This window comes from Klebsiella sp. MISC125 (assembly GCF_051131775.1).
Taxonomy (GTDB): Bacteria; Pseudomonadota; Gammaproteobacteria; order Enterobacterales; family Enterobacteriaceae; genus Klebsiella.
The window spans coordinates 1650314-1670844 of the sequence record NZ_CP180448.1; the positions used below are offsets into that span (position 1 = coordinate 1650314).

Consider the following 20531-nt stretch of genomic DNA (forward strand, 5'->3'; position numbering starts at 1 on the left):
GTCAGGAGAAGGACTGCGTGGAAACTTACGATAACGAAAACGATCAGGTCGATGCGCTGAAGCGTTTCTTTGCCGAAAATGGCAAAGCGCTGGCCGTCGGAGTGGTTTTGGGCGTTGGCGCACTGGTTGGCTGGCGCTACTGGACATCCCATCAGTTGGACACTGCCAGAGGTTCGTCTCTGGCCTATGAGAATGCGATTTCCGCGCTTAAATCGGATAAGCCAGAAGCACTGAACGCGGCGCAGAAATTTGCCGCTGACAGTAAAAACACCTATGGTGCGTTTGCGTCTCTTGAGCTGGCGCAGCAGTTTGTCGATAAGAACGACCTGCAGAACGCTGAAAAGCAGCTTCAGCAGGGGCTGACAGCCGCTTCTGATGATAACCTGAAATCGGTTATCAATATGCGTCTTGCTCGCGTTCAGCTGCAGCTAAAGCAGCCTGATGCCGCGTTAAAAACCCTTGATGCCGTTAAAGGCGAAGGTTGGACCTCAATTGTCGCTGATTTGCGCGGTGAGATCCTGCTGAGTAAAGGCGATAAGCAAGGGGCTAAAGCGGCCTGGGAAGCGGGCGAGAAAAGTGATGCTTCACCGGCGCTCAGCGAAATGATGCGTATGAAAATAAATAATTTGTCCATCTGAGAGGGACTCGATGCAATTGCGTAAATTACTTTTGCCAGGGCTGCTTTCCGTTACTTTATTGAGCGGTTGTTCGCTGTTTAATAGCGAAGAAGATGTGGTGAAAATGTCACCATTGCCGACGGTGGAAAACCAGTTTACGCCGTCCACGTCCTGGAGCACCTCAGTTGGCGGCGGTATCGGCGAATTTTACTCTAATCTTCACCCGGCGTTTGCCGATGGCGTTGTCTATGCCGCCGATCGGAAAGGCACCGTTAAAGCTCTGAATTCAGGTGACGGTAAAGAAGTATGGTCGGTTAACCTGGCAGAGAAAGACGGCTGGTTCTCCCGCGCGCCTGCACTGCTTTCCGGCGGCGTGACCGTTTCCGGCGGTCATGTTTATATCGGTAGTGAAAAAGCCAAAGTCTTTGCGCTGAATACCAGCGATGGCACCGTCGCGTGGGAAGCGAGCGTGGCAGGTGAAGCCATTTCTCGTCCGGTGGTGAGCGACGGCATGGTTCTGATTCATACGACCAACGGTCAGTTGCAGGCTCTGAACGAGGCTGATGGTACAGTAAAATGGACCGTCAACCTTGATATGCCAGCGCTCTCCCTGCGTGGTGAATCCGCTCCCGCTACCGCCTATGGTGCTGCCGTTGTTGGTGGTGACAACGGTCGCGTAAGCGCGGTGCTGATGCAGCAGGGCCAGATGATTTGGCAGCAGCGTATCTCTACCGCGACCGGCCCGACTGAAATCGACCGCCTTAACGACGTCGATACCACTCCGGTTATCGTTAATGGCGTCATTTATGCGCTGGCCTATAACGGCAACCTGACGGCGCTGGATCTGCGTAGCGGCCAGATTATGTGGAAACGCGAGCTGGGTTCAGTGAACGATTTCATTGTTGATGGCAACCGTATTTACCTGGTTGACCAGAATGACCGTGTGCTGGCGCTAACCACTGACGGTGGTGTGACGCTGTGGACGCAAAGCGATCTACTGCATCGCCTGTTAACTGCGCCGGTGTTGTATAATGGAAATCTGGTCGTCGGCGATAGCGAAGGCTATATGCACTGGCTCAACCCGGAAGATGGTCACTTTGTGGCCCAGCAGAAAATGGATAGCTCCGGCTTCCTGACCGACCCGGTAGTTGCCGACGGTAAACTGCTGATTCAGGCCAAAGACGGCACGCTGTACGCAGTTACGCGTTAAGTACAGCAGTAGTTTGTTTTTGAGAAACGGCCCCTGGCAGACAGGGGCCGTTTTGACTTTTTTAGAAACGTCGTGAAAAGCGACGTTGTATCGATTTTTGTAAGAGGCATTTAACATGATACCTGTGGTCGCGCTTGTCGGGCGCCCTAATGTTGGAAAATCCACGCTTTTCAACCGTTTAACGCGCACTCGTGATGCGTTGGTCGCGGATTTTCCGGGGCTGACTCGTGACCGTAAGTACGGTCGTGCTGAAGTAGAAGGTCGCGAATTTATCTGCATTGATACCGGCGGGATCGACGGTAACGAAGAGGGTGTAGAAACGCGGATGGCAGAACAATCGCTGCTGGCGATTGAAGAAGCGGACGTGGTGCTGTTTATGGTCGATGCGCGCGCGGGCTTGATGCCTGCGGATTCAGCAATCGCCAAGCATCTGCGCTCTCGTGAAAAACCGACCTTCCTGGTGGCGAACAAAACTGACGGTATCGATGCCGATCAGGCAGTTGCTGATTTCTGGTCATTGGGTTTGGGTGAAATTTATCCGATTGCTGCTTCGCATGGTCGCGGTGTGACCAGTTTGCTGGAGCACGTCCTGTTGCCGTGGGTTGACGAAGTAAACCCGCCAGAAGAAGTGGACGAAGACGCAGAATATTGGGCAAAGTTTGAAGCTGAGCAGAACGGCGAAGAAATTGAAGAGCCGGAAGATGATTTTAACCCGCAGGATCTGCCGATCAAACTGGCAATTGTCGGTCGCCCGAACGTCGGTAAGTCAACACTCACCAACCGCATTCTGGGTGAAGACCGCGTGGTGGTCTACGATATGCCCGGCACGACTCGCGACAGCATTTATATCCCGATGCAGCGCGATGAGCGTGAATACGTACTCATCGATACCGCGGGCGTGCGTAAGCGCGGCAAAATCACTGATGTCGTAGAGAAATTCTCAGTTATCAAAACCCTCCAGGCGATTGAAGACGCCAACGTGGTGATGTTGGTGATTGATGCCCGCGAAGGTATTTCCGATCAGGATCTGTCCCTGCTGGGCTTTATTCTCAACAGCGGCCGTTCGCTGGTGATTGTCGTCAACAAATGGGATGGTCTGAGCCAGGAAGTCAGAGAGCAGGTTAAAGAAACTCTGGACTTCCGTCTGGGCTTTATCGACTTTGCTCGCGTGCATTTTATCTCCGCACTGCACGGTAGCGGCGTAGGCAACCTGTTTGAATCCGTACGCGAAGCGTATGACAGCGCAACCCGTCGTGTGGGTACCGCGATGCTGACCCGTATTATGACCATGGCGGCAGAGGATCATCAGCCGCCGCTGGTACGCGGTCGTCGTGTGAAGCTGAAATATGCTCATGCCGGTGGTTATAATCCGCCAATCGTCGTTATCCACGGTAACCAGGTTAAAGACCTGCCGGATTCTTACAAACGCTATCTGATGAACTACTTCCGCAAATCGCTGGAAGTGATGGGTACGCCGATTCGTATCCAGTTCAAAGAAGGGGAAAACCCGTTTGCTAATAAACGTAATACCCTGACGCCGAACCAGATGCGTAAACGTAAGCGCTTGATTAAGCACATCAGGAAAAGCAAATAAGCTATTCGCCTGAATGAAGACCCCAAAGCCCGCATCTGTCGGGCTTTTTTATTTCTCGGGATCGCCAACTCGCTGATTAACAATAAACCTACTTGAGGCCGGCGTATAAATGTGCGAAAAATTAATCAGGATTAATACTTCTATGACATGAGGTCAAAATGAAAAGATTTTTAGCTCTCCTGATATTGTTTATTATCCCCATAACGTATGCCGCTGAATCACAACCCATAGAGCCTCGTATTAAGCCTGTTTATCCAGCTAAAGCTGAGAAAAAAGGGATCTCAGGTCAGGTTAAGGCGCAATTTGATGTAGACGATAATGGCCTTGTCACTAACGTTCAATTGTTAAGCGCCGACCCTTCCGGAATGTTTGATAACGAGGTCAGGGCTGCCATGAAAAAATGGCGATATGTTAAAGGGAAGCCCTCCAGGAATAATATTATTACCATTAACTTCAGGCCGGGGCCGTCTTCCATAGAAGTACCAGCGCCAAACCAGCTGGGTAGCATTCAAAGCCGAGGAGTCCCCTTTAGATAAAAATAATGTACCCGAAATAATGTCTGGAGAATCATTTAAAGGAAGGAATCAGGAACAGGGATATGAAAAAGATAATAATAGGTATTTTGGTCATCTTTACCAGCGGCTGTGCGCCGCTTCATCCTGCGGATTGCCATAAAACAACAGCGCTTGGGGACTGCAGTTCTGGGCGTTTCACTGACAAAGATGAGTATGGCAGGCAGGCGAGGGCGATTAAAGAGTCTATAGAGTCCCAGCTACCCGATCGCTACGGATGGTCGGGCAAAAAATGCAGGATACACGTGAGTTTTAGCTACGATGGACAACTGAATAGCATCACAACAAGTGAAGGTAACAAACAATATTGTGCCGCGCTGGTTGATGCCGCTAAACGGGCTACCTTTGCGCCGTTTACCAATGAGAAAATCTATGATGCGTTTTCTCAGTCGCGATTCAGCATGCAGGGTGAATAAAACGAAACTCGGTAGCTCGGCGGTGGACGGATAGCCTGTTTGTTATTAATGCTCCTCCAGTTGCAACAACAGCTGCTCGGTCCCCACTCGCTGCAAACGTGATAAAATGATGGAATATAAACGTCGTCAGGAGTCACCATGGAATTTAATTGCCCCGTCTGCCACGCGCAGCTTGATATTCAGGCTAATAGCGCCCACTGCGATCGTTGTGCAAAAGATTATGTTGTGGAAGCTCGCTGCCCAGACTGCCACAAGCCGCTGGAAGTTTTAAAAGCTTGTGGCGCGGTAGATTATTTTTGCCAGAACGGACACGGGCTGATTTCGAAAAAACGCGTGGAGTGGGTGGCTGTAGAGTAATCGATGTTACTTTTTCTTCGCCCGGGTTTTCTTCACGGATGTCACCGTTTTTACCTCGCTCTCTACCCAGCCGTCGTTGAGGCGGGTAGTGAGTAAATCCCCCTCTTGTACCTGTTTGGTTTGCTTCAGGACTTTGCCGTCGCTGGAGGACGTTACGCTATAGCCGCGAGCAAGAGTGGCCAGTGGGCTGACGGCTTCCAGGTGAGTCACCATATTACCGAAGCGCTCGCGCTGATCGCTTAAACGGGCGCGGATGTTTTCCGCCAGCCGGTATTCCAGTTGCTGAATACGGCTCTGGGCGCGATGAATACGCGGCTGTGGGTTTTGTTGATTCAGTCGTTGCGTGGCGCGCTGCTGGCGCTGGTCGGCGCGTTTTATCTGCGTCTCAAGAGCGAAACGCATGCGCTGACGCAATCTTTCCAGCTCTGTTTGCTGACGGGCCAGGCGTAGCTGGGGATGCTGTTGCTGCAGGCGATGAAAAATCTGGGTAAAGCGACGATGCCGGTTGGCAAGGAAGTAGTCCATCGCCATCTCCAGACGTTGCTGTCCTGATTGTAGCTGGCGCAATAGCTCCTGCTGATTACGGCTGACAATCTCTGCGGCTGCGGAAGGCGTTGGCGCGCGCAGGTCGGCGACAAAATCAGCAATAGTCACATCGGTTTCATGACCCACAGCGCTGACTACTGGAAGACGACTGGCAAAAATAGCCCGGGCTACCCGCTCGTCGTTAAAGCTCCACAAATCTTCCAGTGAACCGCCTCCGCGCCCAACAATTAACACATCGCATTCATTACGTGCGTTGGCAAGCTCAATGGCGCGAACGATTTGTCCTGGCGCATCATCGCCCTGAACGGCGGTCGGGTAGATAATCACCGGCAGGGAAGGGTCGCGACGTTTGAGCACGTGTAAAATATCGTGCAGCGCGGCCCCGGTTTTCGACGTAATGACGCCGACACAGTGTGCTGGAGCGGGGAGTGCTTGTTTATGCTGTTGATCGAACAGTCCTTCCGCAGCCAATGCTGCCTTAAGCTGTTCATATTTCTGCTGAAGCAGGCCTTCACCCGCAGGCTGCATGCTTTCGACGATGATTTGATAATCACCGCGCGGTTCATACAACGTAATGTTGGCGCGAACCAACACCTGTTGCCCATGCTGCGGACGAAACGTCACGCGGCGGTTGCTGTTGCGGAACATCGCGCAGCGAACCTGGGCGTTATCGTCTTTTAAAGTGAAGTACCAGTGACCTGAAGAGGGCTGGCTGAAATTCGAGATCTCGCCGCTAATCCACACCTGACCCATTTCACGTTCCAGCACCAAACGAACCGACTGGTTTAGGCGGCTAACCGTGTAAATTGAGGGGGATTGAGATGGCAACATGTGAGCAAGATCAAATTCTAAATCAGCAGGTTATTCAGTCGATAGTAACCTGCTGAGAGGGGAGCGCAAGTATTATTTGCAAAAAAGGGTAGATGCAATCGGTTACGCTCTGTATAATGCCACGGCAATATTTATCCACCCAGGTCGAGATATTGCCCATGCTACGTATCGCTAAAGAAGCCCTGACGTTTGACGACGTCCTCCTCGTTCCAGCACATTCAACCGTTTTGCCAAATACCGCCGATCTCAGCACTCAACTGACGAAAACCATTCGTCTGAACATTCCTATGCTTTCCGCTGCAATGGATACCGTGACTGAAGCGCGTCTGGCGATTGCCCTGGCACAGGAAGGCGGCATCGGCTTTATTCATAAAAACATGTCCATTGAGCGCCAGGCTGAAGAAGTTAAGCGCGTGAAAAAACATGAATCCGGCGTGGTTTCCGACCCGCAGACTGTCCTGCCGACGACCACTCTGCGTGAAGTCAAAGAGCTGACCGAACGCAACGGTTTTGCCGGTTATCCGGTAGTAACTGAAGACAATGAATTGGTTGGTATCATCACCGGTCGTGACGTGCGTTTCGTTACTGACATGAACCAGCCAGTCAGCGTTTATATGACGCCGAAAGAGCGCCTGGTCACCGTGCGTGAAGGTGAAACCCGCGAAGTAGTGCTTGCCAAAATGCACGAAAAGCGTGTTGAGAAAGCGCTGGTTGTGGACGATAGCTTCCATCTGCGCGGCATGATCACCGTTAAAGACTTCCAGAAAGCAGAACGTAAGCCAAACTCCTGTAAAGATGAGCATGGTCGCCTGCGCGTAGGCGCGGCGGTTGGTGCGGGTGCAGGCAACGAAGAGCGTGTTGATGCGCTGGTTGCCGCGGGCGTTGACATTCTGCTGATCGACTCTTCCCATGGTCATTCTGAAGGCGTGCTGCAGCGTATCCGTGATACGCGTGCCAAATATCCTGACCTGCAAATCATCGGCGGTAACGTGGCTACCGGCGCAGGCGCACGTGCCCTGGCGGAAGCGGGCTGCAGCGCGGTCAAAGTGGGTATCGGCCCAGGTTCCATCTGTACGACTCGTATCGTGACCGGCGTGGGCGTTCCGCAGATTACCGCCGTTTCTGACGCGGTTGAAGCGCTGGAAGGCACCGGTATTCCGGTTATTGCTGACGGCGGAATCCGTTTCTCTGGCGATATCGCCAAAGCGATTGCCGCAGGCGCTGCTGCCGTGATGGTTGGCTCCATGTTGGCCGGTACCGAAGAGTCTCCGGGCGAAATCGAACTCTATCAGGGTCGTTCCTACAAATCTTACCGCGGTATGGGTTCCCTTGGCGCGATGTCCAAAGGGTCTTCCGACCGCTACTTCCAGACCGATAACGCCGCCGACAAACTGGTACCGGAAGGTATCGAAGGTCGCGTCGCTTATAAAGGTCGCCTGAAAGAGATCATTCACCAGCAGATGGGCGGCTTGCGCTCCTGTATGGGTCTGACCGGTTGTGGTACCATCGACACCCTACGGACCAAAGCGGAATTCGTGCGCATCAGCGGCGCGGGTATCCAGGAGAGCCACGTTCACGACGTGACGATCACCAAGGAATCGCCTAACTACCGCATGGGCTCCTGATTTTCTTCGCCCGGCCATGCGCCGGGCGATTTATTTAACCTGTATCACTTGCCTCGGAATTATCGTCAATGACGGATAACATTCATAAACATCGTATTCTTATTCTGGACTTCGGTTCTCAGTACACCCAACTGGTGGCGCGTCGCGTTCGTGAATTAGGTGTCTATTGCGAACTGTGGGCATGGGACGTCACTGAAGCTCAAATTCGTGAGTTCAACCCTAACGGCATTATTCTTTCCGGCGGCCCGGAAAGTACCACTGAAAATAACAGTCCGCGCGCGCCGCAGTATGTGTTTGAAGCTGGCGTACCGGTATTTGGCGTGTGCTACGGCATGCAGACCATGGCGATGCAGCTGGGCGGCCACGTTGAAGCCTCTAATGAGCGCGAATTTGGCTATGCGCAGGTTGAAGTTCAGACCGATAGCGCGCTGATCCACGGCATTGAAGATGCGCTGAGCGCAGATGGCAAGGCTATGCTGGACGTCTGGATGAGCCACGGCGATAAAGTGACCGCCATCCCGTCTGATTTCGTCACCGTAGCCAGCACCGAAACCTGCCCGTTTGCCATTATGGCTAACGAAGAGAAGCGTTTCTACGGCGTGCAGTTCCACCCGGAAGTGACTCACACCCGTCAGGGTTTGCGTATGCTTGAGCGCTTTGTGCTTGAGATCTGCCAGTGTGAAGCGCTGTGGACGTCGGCAAAAATTATCGAAGATGCCATCGAGCGCATCCGTCAGCAGGTTGGCGACGATAAAGTGATCCTCGGTCTGTCCGGCGGCGTTGACTCTTCTGTCACCGCGATGCTGTTACACCGCGCTATTGGTAAAAACCTGACCTGCGTATTCGTTGATAACGGCCTGCTGCGCCTGAACGAAGCTCAGCAGGTGATGGACATGTTCGGCGATCGTTTCGGCCTGAACATCGTTCATGTTGAAGGCGAAGAACGTTTCCTGAGCGCGCTGAAAGGCGAAAATGACCCGGAAGCAAAACGTAAAATCATCGGTCGCGTGTTCGTTGAAGTGTTCGACGAAGAAGCGCTGAAGCTGGAAGATGTTAAATGGCTGGCGCAAGGGACTATCTACCCTGACGTCATCGAGTCTGCCGCATCAGCAACCGGTAAAGCACACGTCATTAAATCTCACCACAATGTGGGCGGCCTGCCGAAAGAGATGAAAATGGGCCTCGTTGAACCGCTGCGTGAGCTGTTCAAAGATGAAGTACGTAAGATTGGTCTCGAACTGGGCCTGCCGTACGACATGCTGTATCGCCACCCGTTCCCGGGGCCGGGCCTCGGCGTGCGCGTGCTGGGCGAAGTGAAGAAAGAGTACTGCGACCTGCTGCGTCGCGCTGATGCCATCTTCATCGAAGAGCTGCACAAAGCTGACCTGTACAACAAAGTAAGCCAGGCATTCACCGTGTTCCTGCCGGTTCGCTCCGTTGGCGTGATGGGCGATGGCCGTAAGTACGACTGGGTGGTTTCCCTGCGTGCTGTCGAAACTATCGACTTTATGACCGCGCACTGGGCGCATCTGCCGTACGACTTCTTAGGCCGCGTGTCTAACCGTATCATCAATGAAGTCAACGGTATTTCCCGCGTGGTGTATGACATCAGCGGTAAGCCGCCAGCGACCATTGAGTGGGAATAAATTTTATTTAACACATTGATTTAATTGAATGAAATAATGCCATTAATGATTTTTACGTCATTGATGGCATTTTTTATGGAGTTGGAAAGGGATGTACTCGTGAAGCTAGAAGATAAGCGTGCATTTTTGCTGGTCACTGGTGAGCCATAACAGGCCTTAATATTAGGGGATGACCTGCTGTGCTAAGGAATTAATAGCTCCTTCATCACTAATATAGGATGGATAAATCGTCTCAAGGTGCTTCTTCATGGGAAAAACGCTCTTTTCTCCTGGAGCAATCATGCCTCCATTGGCCACGACAATTTTCCCATCTTTATCCTCAGTGATATTAGCCAATGAGACAAAGTATGGCGTGGGATTAGATCCTTCAACTCCACCGTTGACCTTTTTCCAGATGATTGATTTTCCAGCCTGGTTAGCGCTGCCGGTTAATCCCTGAGGACGGTAAAAAATTTTAATTCTTGAACGAACCGCCATTTTCAGCTGGTTTTTATTGTCTTTTTTCGTCGCCGGAATTTCCAGCACGTTTAGCCAGAATAAAGACTCTTTATTAGCGGGCAATGATTCTCCGGTATAAATCATGCGCAGCGTCTGGCCTTTCCCTCCGTTGATGCGGTTAATCGGAGGGGTGATCGTAAAGGGCGCTTTGGCCGTCTCCGGCGTGGCATTGGGATCGCCCGCATCTATCCATACCTGTGCCAGTGCGGGTTTCTCGCCGACATTATCAATTTTTACCGTCACTTCGCGTTCTTTTTCCTGATAGACGAAGCGCGTACCGGTGATGACGATATCCGCGAAAGCCGAGGACACCATAGAAAATGCAACTATCGCTACGGCAATATGGCTGTAAAATATGCTTCGGGGCATCGTATATTTCTCCCTTTTCAGCCCGCCGGTCAGACAGGCCGGATGTTTAATAAGCCAGTCAATCAATTCATTGACATATAAAATGACGGTATTCTATAAACCCGCAGTCACAGATAGGTGATCGTAAAAACGACAGAGCCGTTTGCGGGCCCTGCTGTGACGTTTGTATCAGACTGCACATAGCGAGCTTTGAGCGGAATGATATAGGTGGCGTTATCTTCCTGCAAAAGATTGGGTAGATTAAACCCACCGGAACCATCCAGCGGTATACTGCCAGATATATTTCTTTGCGATAATTCAATGCCGACCCCGGTGGCCGCATTGATACCGCCATCCAGTTTGGCCAGTGAAGGGTTGCCTTCAATAACGCCGTTGGCGCTTTGAAATCCGATGGAGATAACGTTTTCGGCATTGGAGCCGGTAAGTCTGCCCGTGTTTTCGTTATAGTTATAGTTACCATAACCATAAAAAGGTGGGCAGCCTTGCAGGATGATATCAAAATCTTTCCATTCGGTAACCGTTCCCGGGCTGGTAAAATCGCCGACCGCATGGTTGCCAAGATTCACGTCAATATTTGACGTTGCCAACTGACAGGTTTTTGTATGCACCGTTGTGGAGCCCACGAAATTAAGATTGACAAAAACATTGCTCATGGGAATAGGGGAGTTTGAGCCAGAGGTAAACTGAAATGAAGGTAATGATGCCCCCTGGACTTGCTGTGTCCCTGCTTGGATAGGCCCTGTTTTTATAAGTTCTATCTTGACAATACTTAATTGGCCTAAACCTTGTGACGTCGTACCATAATTTATCGAAAATGTACGTTCCCAGGTATCAGGAAAAGTGCTGACCTCTATATTTGAACCTGATGTATAAATAATTGCGCCAATCCCGGGAACGTTAGTCGGAAATACATCTTTTCCATCAACACGATTTGCTGGGCCTGAAGGCGTGCTAACAACCGCTACCGTTGCGTAGGCGTTCATTGTATATGGTGTATTACCTAAGTCCTCTGTACCAACTGTGCATTCTAAAGATGTCGTTTTAGGAGAAATAAAATATCGTTGACTATATAGTACCTTCCCTACTGGCACGTCTTCACCAGCGGTGGATATTCCGAGACCAACGACAGGAATTGAAACGTTATCGGTAAAAAGTTTCGAAAATTCACAATTAAGCGCCTGAGCCTGTGACGAGAACAAGCAGGCTAGACCGATAAACAAATAGTGTATCGTGCCTTTTTTTGTTTTAGTGAATTGGGTCAGATTGCGTGACAGTTTCATGTGAAAACCTCGGTGTTATCAGTACATTTTATTTTCAACAGCATGTGCGAATAACGGCAGTGTCTGGTTTTTAACCACGTATGCACTGTCTCCTGTTGCACGGGTGCTTTCCTTGAATGTGTAGTATTCAATAAATTCACAAAATTTCAGCATCATATGCAAATCCTTTTTGTTGCCCAACTTCATTTTCTTCATCAGGCTGGTTCTTGACTGATATATTGTTTTCCTACTCTTACCAAGACATAAGAAAATATCATTGATGCTGTACCCGGAGATTAAAAAGAAAAAAATCTCCTTTTCAGAATAACTCAGGGATGATAACGGGTTGTTTCTTGTTAAGTCGTGTTTCTTCTGCAGGGAGTTTCTAACAAGCTGTAGCAGACTTTTCTTTATTTTACTGACAGGCCCCCGAACGGACAGGGACGGGAGTCGGAAAAAGTTTAGATCGGTTAACGAAATAAACGCATAATAATCCGCACTGATGATGGATTTGTATATTTTATACCAGGCATCCCTTTGGGTGTAAATGTATTCGACGTCAATTAATGCGATCTTGAATACGGACGCATCTTTCACAAAAGATTCTTCTTGGAGGGGCGGGTGAATATCATTATCAGGCCCTGAGTACTCCGCAACTAACGAAGTTAAGGCGTGTTCAAGATAGACGTTTAGGGTCAGAATAGTGACGTCAGTATGCTGAGAGAAAGTGCTTTTTTGCATAGTATTATCTATTTCCGGAAATTAAAATGACGAACATTCATGGCGAACGAAAGAATCAGACGCCCTGAAAATAAAACGTAAAAAGTCGTGCTAGTTTTTAATTTCTTTTATTTGCATATTTCGGCCAACTTTCTGAAACCTGACTGCGCCTCATCCTTAACCCGATAAGTCATTTTACACTGCTCACCAGGCTGGCTGCCCCACTTCACAGTCAGTTGGCCGGAGGCGGCTTCCGTCAACGCATATATCTGCCCCATCTGCCCGACGCTGCCGACATTAGCGCCTGTGGCATCAAACACCTCTGCACCGAACGGTAACGGTTCGCCTTTCGCATTCTGCGCGTTAATCAGCAGCGGTATCCCTTTACGGGTATTAAAGACAACCTTACTGACCGCTCCCCAGTGCGGAGCGACTTTCTCGGTGGTATTGCTGAGTTCAATATCCTGTGATAGCCCTTTCGGATCGATACTGACTTCGTTCATTTCATACGGCGTCAGATACGGAATCGCGGCGTGCCCGAAGCCGTCAATTTTCAGCCCCGGATAGCCACCAACTTTGGCTCCCTTCGCATCCTTCGCCTCGACAACGGCAAAGGTATCACCCGTATAAGGCGTGGCCACCACGCCATTCTGCCAGGCGATCACCGTCCCGCTGGCCGCCAGGCTGGTGTTCTGGTAATGCTGACCGGTGCCATAGCTGGCCGTCAGATGGCTGTAAGGCGTCCGCCAGCCGCCGCTTGCGGTCATGCTGCTGCCGGTGCCCTGGTTATAATTGGCGGCCGTCAGACCGTAGTTATACTGGTTGTCCTCCCCGTAGGTGCCGGAAAGGCCCAGCTGTTCACCCATGCGGCCGTTGCCGCTTTTGTTCAGACTGGCGGTCAGCATTGGCACATGCTTCTTATCGTATCCGCCCAGCGGGGTGGAAATGTTCAGCAGAAAGTTATTTTCCATTTTCCCGCTGTAGTTTCTGACGCGCCCGGCGCTGAGGTTATAGTTCACCCGGCCGAGGTTATTGCTGTACCCCATCTGGTACTGGATATCGGATTTGTTATTGTTCCAGTAATCCTGCGTATAACCGGTGACATACACCTGTCCCCATCCGGGGCCCAGCCCCTGGTTCATGGTAATATTCAGCCGGTTTTTAGGGCGCCATATGCCGGAAGCCAGGCCGCCGCGTTTCTCTTCATCAATCGCGCGCATTGCGGTCTGGAAATCGTAATAACCCGACGTCGAGAACCGGTACGCAGCGATAGTCAGGTTACTGTCCGTATCCGGCAGATACTTGCTGTAGCTGATCTGGTAGCTCTGGCCGCTGTTCGCCGTTTCCTCAGTGGTATTCAGGTGCACGCGCGCCTGGGTGACATCGACAGAGAACGCACCTATCGCCGTACTGATAGCCATGCCTAACTGCACCGCATAATACGCAGCGCCGCTTCCCTGAATACCGGCGTAGCCGGTCAGGATATTCGACAGTCCACGCTGATAGGTCGCCTGATACAGCGTCGGGTCAAAGGAAAGACTGGGGTCGTTCAGCCGTCCAGCCACCACGTCATAGCGGTGAGCCCCGGGACGCAAAAGCTGGGTCACCGAAGCGTAAGGCACCTGGAAGCTCTGCACGCTGCCATCGGCTTCCGTCACCTTGACGTCCAGGTTGCCGCCATAACCGGTGGGGTACAAATCTTCAATCACGAAGGCCCCGGGCGGCACGGTGGTTTCATAGATAATGCGGTCGTTCTGGCGTACGGTGACTCTGGCGTTGGTACGCGCGATACCCCGGATATCCGGCGCATATCCCCGGCGGGACTGCGGCAACATCCTGTCGTCGCTGACCAGCTCAACGCCGCGAAAGGGCAGCGTGTCAAAAAGCTGTCCACCTGTGGAGGTTTCGCCCAGCAGAACACGGCCAAGGATGGACGAGATATCTCTCTGGACATAATTATTGATGGACTGATACTGGCCGCCATTGCCCTGCTGCCGGCTGTAGTTACCATCGTGCCTGAAGTACCAGCCGCCAATGTTCAGCCCGCCATTAAGGCCAATATAGGATGAGGTGTAATCTCTTCCGTGTGAGCGGGTGGTATAAGTGCTGGCGTTATAGCCCAGTAAGGCGGCCGGAATGCCGGTATCCCATAACGCCGGACTAACATACCCCCGGGCAGTATTACGCAGCAACGCCTGCGGGATTTCAAAATCCAGCCGCTGGGTGGAGGAGTCATAGATGATGCTGACTCCGGGTAATAATTCTTCAAGACTGTAGCACTGACGGTTTTCCCTGAGCGCTGCGCTAAATGACGCCGGGACTTTATCGAAATTTAAATTCAGATTTTTAATCAAATCAGCAGTAATACAGGGACGCACTTTTTTGTCCGCCTGCTCGGCAAATAAAACCGGTCCTTGGGTGACGGATTCACCGTTCACAAAAATATCCGTTGACCAGGTTCCCGGCGTGGCAGAACCGCCATTCTCAAAGCGTGATAAGTCAATCTTTTCCTCACCGGAGGTGTTCAGAAAAACAGGGTCAAAAGTAAGATTGTCTTCATTCACGGGAGACTGAGACAGCGGTGTTGCAACGACCTGCTGCGGGGCCATAATGGCCGCCATCACCGCGATGGCAATCAATGAATATCCAAAATGAAGACGCATAATTTTATTCCCTCAAAACTGAAGCGGTAAAAAATATATAAATGGCTTATAACGTGTATTCGACTTTCCTGAGTGCACCCCAGTCATTCACATATTCATACGTTAATAATGAGCCCGCACCGGCGCGTACTGATGCTGGCAAATTAAAGGTATAGCTGCCCATCGGCGGGACCATTTCCCCTTCAATGGAGCCACTGCTGCCCGCATTTTTAAAGGACACCGAGACCAGCGAAATAAAATAGGGCGATGAATTGGTGGCCGTCAGTTTTCCGCCGGAGATGGACCACCTGATTTTTTCCGCTGCTTCGGTCACTTTCGCTTTATCGGCGAGACCGGCGGGCCGGTAAAAAAGCTTTATGCGCGTACGGAAAGCAACATTCAGTTTATTGACGCTGTCATCTTTTTTGGCTGCCGGTACTTCCAGCAGATTCAGCCAGTACACAGATTCCTTATTTTGTGGCAGGGCTGGTGAACCGGTATAATTGAGCCTGAGGGTCTGGCTTTTATCCGCATTAATACGGTTAATTGGTGGCGTCAGGGTAAAAGGCGCACGGATACGATCGGGCTTTGCATTCATATCACCATCATCGATCCAGCTCTGAACCAGAACCGGAAGCGTGCCGGTATTGGTGAGCCGGACAGACACTTCCTTTTCCTGTCCGTTGTATATCACACGCGTCCCGTTAACAATAACGCTGGCGTGGGATTGCCATACCACAGCTGCCGCCGCGATACAGGCTAATTTTGAGAGTTTCCGGATAATGGTTGATGGTATCATTGAGGTGCTCCTGAGTGACAGGGGGAGTGACTCCCCCTGAAATTCCTTATTACTTGTACTGCAGGTTATAAACGACGCTGCTGGTGACGGTGCCCGGCGTGGTCTGGGCATTGGCGAAGTACTCAACGGCATACGGCAGCAGTGCGGTACCATCGGCATTGATATCGACATAAGCCATGCCGTTAACCTGGTCGGTGTTACCGACGTTAATCGGTGCATAGCTGTTGGACGCATCCAGCAGGCGCAGGTCAACGTTAGTGGCGCTGCCGCCAACGTTTTTCAGATGACCGGTGCTCAGGTCAACGGTGTTACCCGGCTGGAAGAACGCCGCAACTTTAGAGTGACCGCCTTCGGTGCCGATGACGCAGTCGGAGATATTCATGTTGAAGGAAGTACGGCCGGTGGTGTCGCCGCTGGCGGTCAGCTGGTTCACGCCGACGGTCGGCAGGATGACGGTGGCGTCAGAGCCCTGTCCGTTGATGTCCACTTCGCAGGTTGTGTCGGTCAGTTCACCGTTAAAAGTAATGGTTCCCGTCGAAGCAGCCTGAGTAGAAAATGCAGCAAGGGCGAACACAGCAAAAATTGAGGTACTAACAACTGACTTTTTCATTACATTATCCTTAATTGATTACTTTTGGTTTTACATGATTTCGACGAAATACATCGTCCCAGCATCATGAGTACTGTGTTTCTCTTAGAGAAAATAGCTAAGCGAAAATCCGGCCTTCAATAGATCCTATTGTGGCAATTCTCGTTGAGTTTTTTGTGTCTATTTCTGGATACTAAAAATCATTCTCATGTTTTTTTTTAGTTTCAGACTTCTCTATATGATTACTGTTTAGTGAGTAGCATAACAACATACCAATTCTGACGTTAGAAACTAAAAAGCCATTGTTATTTACGCGGTATATAATAAAACGGCTAAACCCACATTTTACTAAGGTTTTTTTTAAGGAGTTAATTGCCTGCCATAGTCGCTGCTTATTACATTTCAACCCATAGTTCTCAAAAACATCACGCATAATTTTTTCATCTTCGATCATTTTTTCATTTGAGTGATTTAAGATGTAAGAAAGCAGTCGGGCCATGGTTGGTCGCAGCCGAATACTAATGCCTGTCAGTGTATTTACTAATAAGGCAGGTGAAATCCGAAACTCAAGATTGTCCCCAATGCAATACCCATAAAGGTGATGATCTAATCTTCTTGGGTTCTGCGTCATCGAAAATGATCTCCTTTGGCATTTGCCTTATCAATGCTGTGGCATTTTATATACTAAAATTGTTTAATCAATCAGACATATATATGATGATTAACGACTTCATAACCTTTAACTTACAGATTTAAAGCCTGGTTTTCTTGTGTTTTCTGGTTTTTATATCTACAAAATGATTTTTACTTCATTAGCTAAACCCTTCTTTAGATACTGAGTAGTTAATACCCAGGTAAGATATTTTTATACCTCATTTTTGGCGTGAATCAATTATAGGTGCCTTGATGGGAAAATTAAGCCTATTTAATCTAACAATCTGACTCATAAATAAAAAAAATGAATGATTTTTTAAATTTTATTGTGCCTTCAAAAAATCATTTTAAATCAATATGTTGTGCCTATATGTGAAAAGTGCGATTTTGTCTTATATAATCTTAGTGAAGGTTTTATATGTATAATGTAAGCTTTGTTGCGAATATTGTAATTATATTGTTTAAATATTGATTTATTGATGTTGGTGGTTTGTATGCAAAATATATATGTGTTAAATGACTCAGTCGTCTTCTGGCCAGAAAAAAAACTTTTATCTGATATGTCTGATGACAGTAAAAGAGTGCAATTAACAGGACCTGCAGCCCGATGTCTGGAATTGCTGATCTTAAGGAAGACTTTGGTATTGCAAAGCGAGCTGTATGAATATGCCTGGCAAGGTAGTGGGGTTATTCCCTCCCCTAATACTTTGTATCAGAGCATATCTGTCATTCGCCGTGCATTAAGAGAGATATGTGCAAATGAAACTGATTACATTCTTACTGAAACTCGGAAAGGTTTCAGGTTTAACCCTGCAGTATCTGTTTTAGCAAAAATGCAAGATTTTCCAGATGTTCATCCAGAGAAGGAAATGAGCAAGGCAAGCGAGGATAGACACACTAGCGAGTTACTGAATAATATAAAAGGAAAGCTTGTTCGTCTAAAGCTGATGACCTTTATAATTATTGCTGTTATTTTTTCTGGGATTTTAACTTTCGAAATCTATACAGTGAAAACAAGAGGGTACGCTTTCTTTGAAGGATATAGAGGTCCTATTTTAATCCCTGGGAGTACGTGTAATTTTTTCCTATCCCCACAAAATGATAAATCTCGATTATCTGACTTGAATTTTTCGTTTTTGAAATGTCATTACCGATCGTATATTTATGTTACGATACTGCCGTATTCTCCAAATATCTCGGTTATTTTATGTGATAGAGCCATTAATTCGGCACCTGTAAAATGTGAGGCTATGACCTTGAGAGGCGGAAATGTATTTAAAAAATAGTAAAAATTTAATTATTATTGCGCTTATTGCAGTACTAATCATTCCTGTGCTGGTGCTTTTTTATATTAACTATAGTGACAAGCATTTTAGATGTGATGCTGAATATTCAGCAACCAGCGATGGGTATTTTTTGGTTTCTAAAGGTAGTCTTGTTATTAATGGCGAGCATGGTATGCTGATGATTGATGGTCGTATTTCTGACAGTCAGGATAAAGTATCTTTTTTTAAATTGAGAACTTACTTTGAAGTTGAAAAGAATAATTTTTCATATGATTTTAATTCACTCAACGTCTCAATTTCATCTAAACAGTTAAATAACTCAGACATACTTGGTAAATTTTTTTCAGATGTACTCATCAAAGAAGGAGTAAGTTCGTTTTTTTATATTTATTCATTAAAAGAGAATTATATTATCGCCAGTGGGAATATGCCATTGCTATTTTGTTTGAAACACTAGTGTAAAATATATTGACGTGAAAGTGTATTAATGCAATGACTGAGGAGCGTTAGCGGAAAATATTTAGGCTTAGTACCAATTAGTTTAACTATAGTTAATAAATACTGGTGCGAAAATATCATTGACGATGAAAATTTAAAACGGCTGGTCAGGGATAGTAGATAAACTTGCCCAGCCGTTTATATCATTAACTAATAAAAATTATTTCTTATGGTCTTGTGGCCTATCAAAGATTACTTTACACATCAGATGTGTCTACTTTAATATAAAGCTTATAGAGATTAGACTATCCTCTGGGATATTTTCTGGGATATTTTTATATAAAATATCTGCTTTTCCATAAAGAGTCATGATACCTCCCTTGCCGCCATCCGAGATAACCTTTCTGAGTAATGGATCAGTAATTTGGTTAAAGTTAACCTTGGTATTCATTGTGTTAAGTATAGGTTTGCCATTTAGGGTTTTCTCTAACATATCGAATTTTACGATCTCATTTTCATTGTATTTTTTTGAGCTTAACTTGTCAGTCACTAAAAATGAGCCATTCGACAGTACCTCATATTTCTTTTTACTGATTACTTTAAGTATTTTTTTTGCATAGTCGCTATTAACGCTTTGAACGATTCGATCTATTTTTATAACATTTTCCATTATGTTATCTTTCTTCATTTTGAGTGATTTGCTGAATGCATCATTTACACCAGCAATCATCATAGAAGGAGTCAGTTCAATGTTGTTTTTAATGATTTTTTCAAATTCGGCATTAATTTTATCATAATAAAAAACACCTAAAGAGTAAGAATTTTTCCCTTTGGTTGTCTTCAATAAATCATTTTTTGAAATTTCAGACTGTTTCGCGTTTTGCTCAAGTTTTGTCATCTTAGCGGTGGTATCGCTAAGTTGTATCCGCGCAGTCTCGGATTCTCTGACCAGGCGGGTATTTTCCTGAGTGAGAGTCTCCAGATCTTTTTTCTGACTGGCGATGGAGAGTTCACTCTGTTTGCGGAGGTCTGCTAGCTGTGAGATGGCATCGGCAAGTTGTTTACGCGTCGTTTCTGATTCGCTGGCCAGGCGGGTATTTTCCTGAGTTAGGATGCTCAGCTCTTTTTTCTGACTGGCGACGGAGAGTTCACTCTGTTTACGCAGATCTGCCAGCTGCGAGTCGGCCTCGGCAAGTTGTTTACGCGTCGTTTCTGATTCGCTGGCCAGACGGGTATTTTCCTGAGTTAGAGTGCCCAGCTCTTTTTTCTGACTGGCGACGGAGAACTCACTCTGTTTGCGCAGGTCTGCCAGCTGTGAGGTCGCTTCGGCGAGCTGTTTGCGGGTGACTTCAGCTTCAGCAACCAGACGAGCGTTTTCCTGGCCGAGGGTGCTTAACTCATTCTTCTGAGTGGCGATGGACTGTTCTTTGTGCTTACGTAAAGAAGCAAGTTCTGAGGAAACATCGGCAAGCTGTTTACGCAGAGCCGTCGCTTCGGAGTTTAGCTTATCCCTTTCAGTAGTGAGAGTGGAGATCATTTTTTTCGGCGCTTCTGCACTTTCAGACTCACCTTTCAATATCATCTCATTGTACGAGCCTAATAATTTTTCATATTTTAATTGAAGTTTTTTATTTTTTTGTTCTAACTTATTATTTTCAATATCTTCATTTTTATTTTTTTGCGATAGATTACCCGCTGATTCTACGGGGTCGTTCATATCAACGCTTTGTAAGTTGAGGTTTTTAATCGCATTAATGAATTCACTATCTTCAGCTGATGCTGTTTTGTTTAGTGCAATGCAGATCAATAATGAAGCTATTGTTAGTTTTTTCAATCTTATCATGTGAAATTAAAAATCCTTTC

19 protein-coding genes are annotated in these 20531 nt (G+C 48.0%); 10 read left to right on the top strand and 9 right to left on the bottom strand.

All coding sequences use genetic code 11. The features are described from left to right. The first annotated feature begins 17 nt into the window (after positions 1 to 17). The 6 genes from ACMYSL_RS07885 to ACMYSL_RS07910 all read left to right on the top strand — a co-directional run bounded on the left by ACMYSL_RS07885 (position 18) and on the right by ACMYSL_RS07910 (position 4766). A complete protein-coding gene (locus ACMYSL_RS07885) occupies positions 18 to 638 on the top strand; it encodes a YfgM family protein (protein WP_112215472.1) in 621 nt (206 codons plus the stop codon). Positions 639 to 648: 10 nt separating this feature from the next. Continuing rightward, positions 649 to 1827 (top strand): outer membrane protein assembly factor BamB, encoded by a 1179-nt coding sequence (gene bamB, locus ACMYSL_RS07890; RefSeq protein WP_434662094.1) that lies wholly within the window; start codon positions 649 to 651, stop codon positions 1825 to 1827. Positions 1828 to 1942: 115 nt separating this feature from the next. Continuing rightward, positions 1943 to 3421: a ribosome biogenesis GTPase Der gene (gene der, locus ACMYSL_RS07895; RefSeq protein ID WP_434662096.1), complete on the top strand. Its 1479-nt coding sequence runs from the start codon at positions 1943 to 1945 to the stop codon at positions 3419 to 3421. Positions 3422 to 3579: 158 nt separating this feature from the next. Further along, entirely contained in the window at positions 3580 to 3957 is a 378-nt protein-coding gene (locus tag ACMYSL_RS07900) for a TonB family protein (protein ID WP_434662098.1), read from the top strand. Between the two features lie 62 nt (positions 3958 to 4019). Beyond that, complete coding sequence (locus ACMYSL_RS07905; protein WP_434662099.1) at positions 4020 to 4409, top strand: cell envelope integrity TolA C-terminal domain-containing protein; 390 nt, start codon at positions 4020 to 4022, stop codon at positions 4407 to 4409. Between the two features lie 138 nt (positions 4410 to 4547). Further along, entirely contained in the window at positions 4548 to 4766 is a 219-nt protein-coding gene (locus ACMYSL_RS07910; protein ID WP_434662101.1) for a zinc ribbon domain-containing protein, read from the top strand. A gap of 6 nt (positions 4767 to 4772) precedes the next feature. Here ACMYSL_RS07910 and xseA read toward each other — a convergent pair whose 3' ends face one another. Next, positions 4773 to 6143 carry an exodeoxyribonuclease VII large subunit gene (gene xseA, locus ACMYSL_RS07915; RefSeq protein ID WP_434662103.1) on the bottom strand — a complete coding sequence of 457 codons (1371 nt, stop codon included), beginning with the start codon at positions 6141 to 6143 and terminating at the stop codon, positions 4773 to 4775. A gap of 158 nt (positions 6144 to 6301) precedes the next feature. Here xseA and guaB point away from each other — a divergent pair, with 158 nt between their 5' ends. Together guaB and guaA are read left to right on the top strand one after the other, a co-directional pair. Next, positions 6302 to 7768, top strand: coding sequence for an IMP dehydrogenase (gene guaB / locus ACMYSL_RS07920; protein WP_110272117.1), 1467 nt, complete (start codon positions 6302 to 6304; stop codon positions 7766 to 7768). Positions 7769 to 7836: 68 nt separating this feature from the next. Next, the gene (gene guaA, locus ACMYSL_RS07925; protein WP_110272118.1) at positions 7837 to 9414 is read left to right on the top strand and encodes a glutamine-hydrolyzing GMP synthase; all 1578 of its coding nucleotides are present in this window, start codon (positions 7837 to 7839) and stop codon (positions 9412 to 9414) included. A 162-nt stretch (positions 9415 to 9576) separates the two neighbouring features. Here the strand turns inward: guaA and ACMYSL_RS07930 are convergent, their stop codons facing one another. The 7 genes from ACMYSL_RS07930 to ACMYSL_RS07960 all read right to left on the bottom strand — a co-directional run bounded on the left by ACMYSL_RS07930 (position 9577) and on the right by ACMYSL_RS07960 (position 16921). Next, entirely contained in the window at positions 9577 to 10347 is a 771-nt protein-coding gene (locus ACMYSL_RS07930) for a fimbrial biogenesis chaperone (RefSeq protein ID WP_228727513.1), read from the bottom strand. A gap of 41 nt (positions 10348 to 10388) precedes the next feature. Next, entirely contained in the window at positions 10389 to 11561 is a 1173-nt protein-coding gene (locus ACMYSL_RS07935; protein ID WP_434662105.1) for a fimbrial protein, read from the bottom strand. Positions 11562 to 11579: 18 nt separating this feature from the next. Next, positions 11580 to 12281: a helix-turn-helix transcriptional regulator gene (locus ACMYSL_RS07940; RefSeq protein WP_434662106.1), complete on the bottom strand. Its 702-nt coding sequence runs from the start codon at positions 12279 to 12281 to the stop codon at positions 11580 to 11582. Between the two features lie 107 nt (positions 12282 to 12388). After that, a complete protein-coding gene (locus tag ACMYSL_RS07945; protein WP_434662108.1) occupies positions 12389 to 14923 on the bottom strand; it encodes a fimbria/pilus outer membrane usher protein in 2535 nt (844 codons plus the stop codon). Between the two features lie 46 nt (positions 14924 to 14969). Continuing rightward, positions 14970 to 15701, bottom strand: coding sequence for a fimbrial biogenesis chaperone (locus ACMYSL_RS07950; RefSeq protein ID WP_304252653.1), 732 nt, complete (start codon positions 15699 to 15701; stop codon positions 14970 to 14972). A gap of 49 nt (positions 15702 to 15750) precedes the next feature. Further along, positions 15751 to 16311, bottom strand: coding sequence for a fimbrial protein (locus tag ACMYSL_RS07955; RefSeq protein ID WP_182240323.1), 561 nt, complete (start codon positions 16309 to 16311; stop codon positions 15751 to 15753). Between the two features lie 172 nt (positions 16312 to 16483). Next, complete coding sequence (locus ACMYSL_RS07960; RefSeq protein ID WP_434662110.1) at positions 16484 to 16921, bottom strand: hypothetical protein; 438 nt, start codon at positions 16919 to 16921, stop codon at positions 16484 to 16486. A 517-nt stretch (positions 16922 to 17438) separates the two neighbouring features. Between ACMYSL_RS07960 and ACMYSL_RS07965 the strand changes: the two genes are divergently transcribed. Both ACMYSL_RS07965 and ACMYSL_RS07970 read left to right on the top strand, forming a co-directional pair. Then, positions 17439 to 18230 (top strand): winged helix-turn-helix domain-containing protein, encoded by a 792-nt coding sequence (locus tag ACMYSL_RS07965; RefSeq protein ID WP_434662112.1) that lies wholly within the window; start codon positions 17439 to 17441, stop codon positions 18228 to 18230. Continuing rightward, positions 18214 to 18687: a hypothetical protein gene (locus ACMYSL_RS07970; protein WP_434662114.1), complete on the top strand. Its 474-nt coding sequence runs from the start codon at positions 18214 to 18216 to the stop codon at positions 18685 to 18687. The genes ACMYSL_RS07965 and ACMYSL_RS07970 overlap by 17 nt, the downstream gene beginning before the upstream one ends. Before the next feature lie 255 nt (positions 18688 to 18942). Here ACMYSL_RS07970 and ACMYSL_RS07975 read toward each other — a convergent pair whose 3' ends face one another. Beyond that, on the bottom strand, positions 18943 to 20511 hold the full coding sequence (locus tag ACMYSL_RS07975; protein ID WP_434662115.1) for a hypothetical protein: 1569 nt from the start codon (positions 20509 to 20511) through the stop codon (positions 18943 to 18945). Positions 20512 to 20531: the final 20 nt, after the last annotated feature.

Excerpts from the sequence above, each read along its gene's own strand:
- ACMYSL_RS07975 (WP_434662115.1), bottom strand. The coding sequence starts at position 20,511 with ATGATAAGATTGAAAAAACTAACAATAGCTTCATTATTGATCTGCATT.
- ACMYSL_RS07900 (WP_434662098.1), top strand. The coding sequence starts at position 3,580 with ATGAAAAGATTTTTAGCTCTCCTGATATTGTTTATTATCCCCATAACG.
- ACMYSL_RS07955 (WP_182240323.1), bottom strand. The coding sequence starts at position 16,311 with ATGAAAAAGTCAGTTGTTAGTACCTCAATTTTTGCTGTGTTCGCCCTT.
- guaB (WP_110272117.1), top strand. The coding sequence starts at position 6,302 with ATGCTACGTATCGCTAAAGAAGCCCTGACGTTTGACGACGTCCTCCTC.
- ACMYSL_RS07940 (WP_434662106.1), bottom strand. The coding sequence starts at position 12,281 with ATGCAAAAAAGCACTTTCTCTCAGCATACTGACGTCACTATTCTGACC.
- ACMYSL_RS07970 (WP_434662114.1), top strand. The coding sequence starts at position 18,214 with ATGTATTTAAAAAATAGTAAAAATTTAATTATTATTGCGCTTATTGCA.
- xseA (WP_434662103.1), bottom strand. The coding sequence starts at position 6,143 with ATGTTGCCATCTCAATCCCCCTCAATTTACACGGTTAGCCGCCTAAAC.
- ACMYSL_RS07965 (WP_434662112.1), top strand. The coding sequence starts at position 17,439 with ATGCAAAATATATATGTGTTAAATGACTCAGTCGTCTTCTGGCCAGAA.
- ACMYSL_RS07950 (WP_304252653.1), bottom strand. The coding sequence starts at position 15,701 with ATGATACCATCAACCATTATCCGGAAACTCTCAAAATTAGCCTGTATC.
- ACMYSL_RS07910 (WP_434662101.1), top strand. The coding sequence starts at position 4,548 with ATGGAATTTAATTGCCCCGTCTGCCACGCGCAGCTTGATATTCAGGCT.
- guaA (WP_110272118.1), top strand. The coding sequence starts at position 7,837 with ATGACGGATAACATTCATAAACATCGTATTCTTATTCTGGACTTCGGT.
- ACMYSL_RS07960 (WP_434662110.1), bottom strand. The coding sequence starts at position 16,921 with ATGACGCAGAACCCAAGAAGATTAGATCATCACCTTTATGGGTATTGC.
- ACMYSL_RS07905 (WP_434662099.1), top strand. The coding sequence starts at position 4,020 with ATGAAAAAGATAATAATAGGTATTTTGGTCATCTTTACCAGCGGCTGT.
- bamB (WP_434662094.1), top strand. The coding sequence starts at position 649 with ATGCAATTGCGTAAATTACTTTTGCCAGGGCTGCTTTCCGTTACTTTA.
- ACMYSL_RS07935 (WP_434662105.1), bottom strand. The coding sequence starts at position 11,561 with ATGAAACTGTCACGCAATCTGACCCAATTCACTAAAACAAAAAAAGGC.
- der (WP_434662096.1), top strand. The coding sequence starts at position 1,943 with ATGATACCTGTGGTCGCGCTTGTCGGGCGCCCTAATGTTGGAAAATCC.
- ACMYSL_RS07945 (WP_434662108.1), bottom strand. The coding sequence starts at position 14,923 with ATGCGTCTTCATTTTGGATATTCATTGATTGCCATCGCGGTGATGGCG.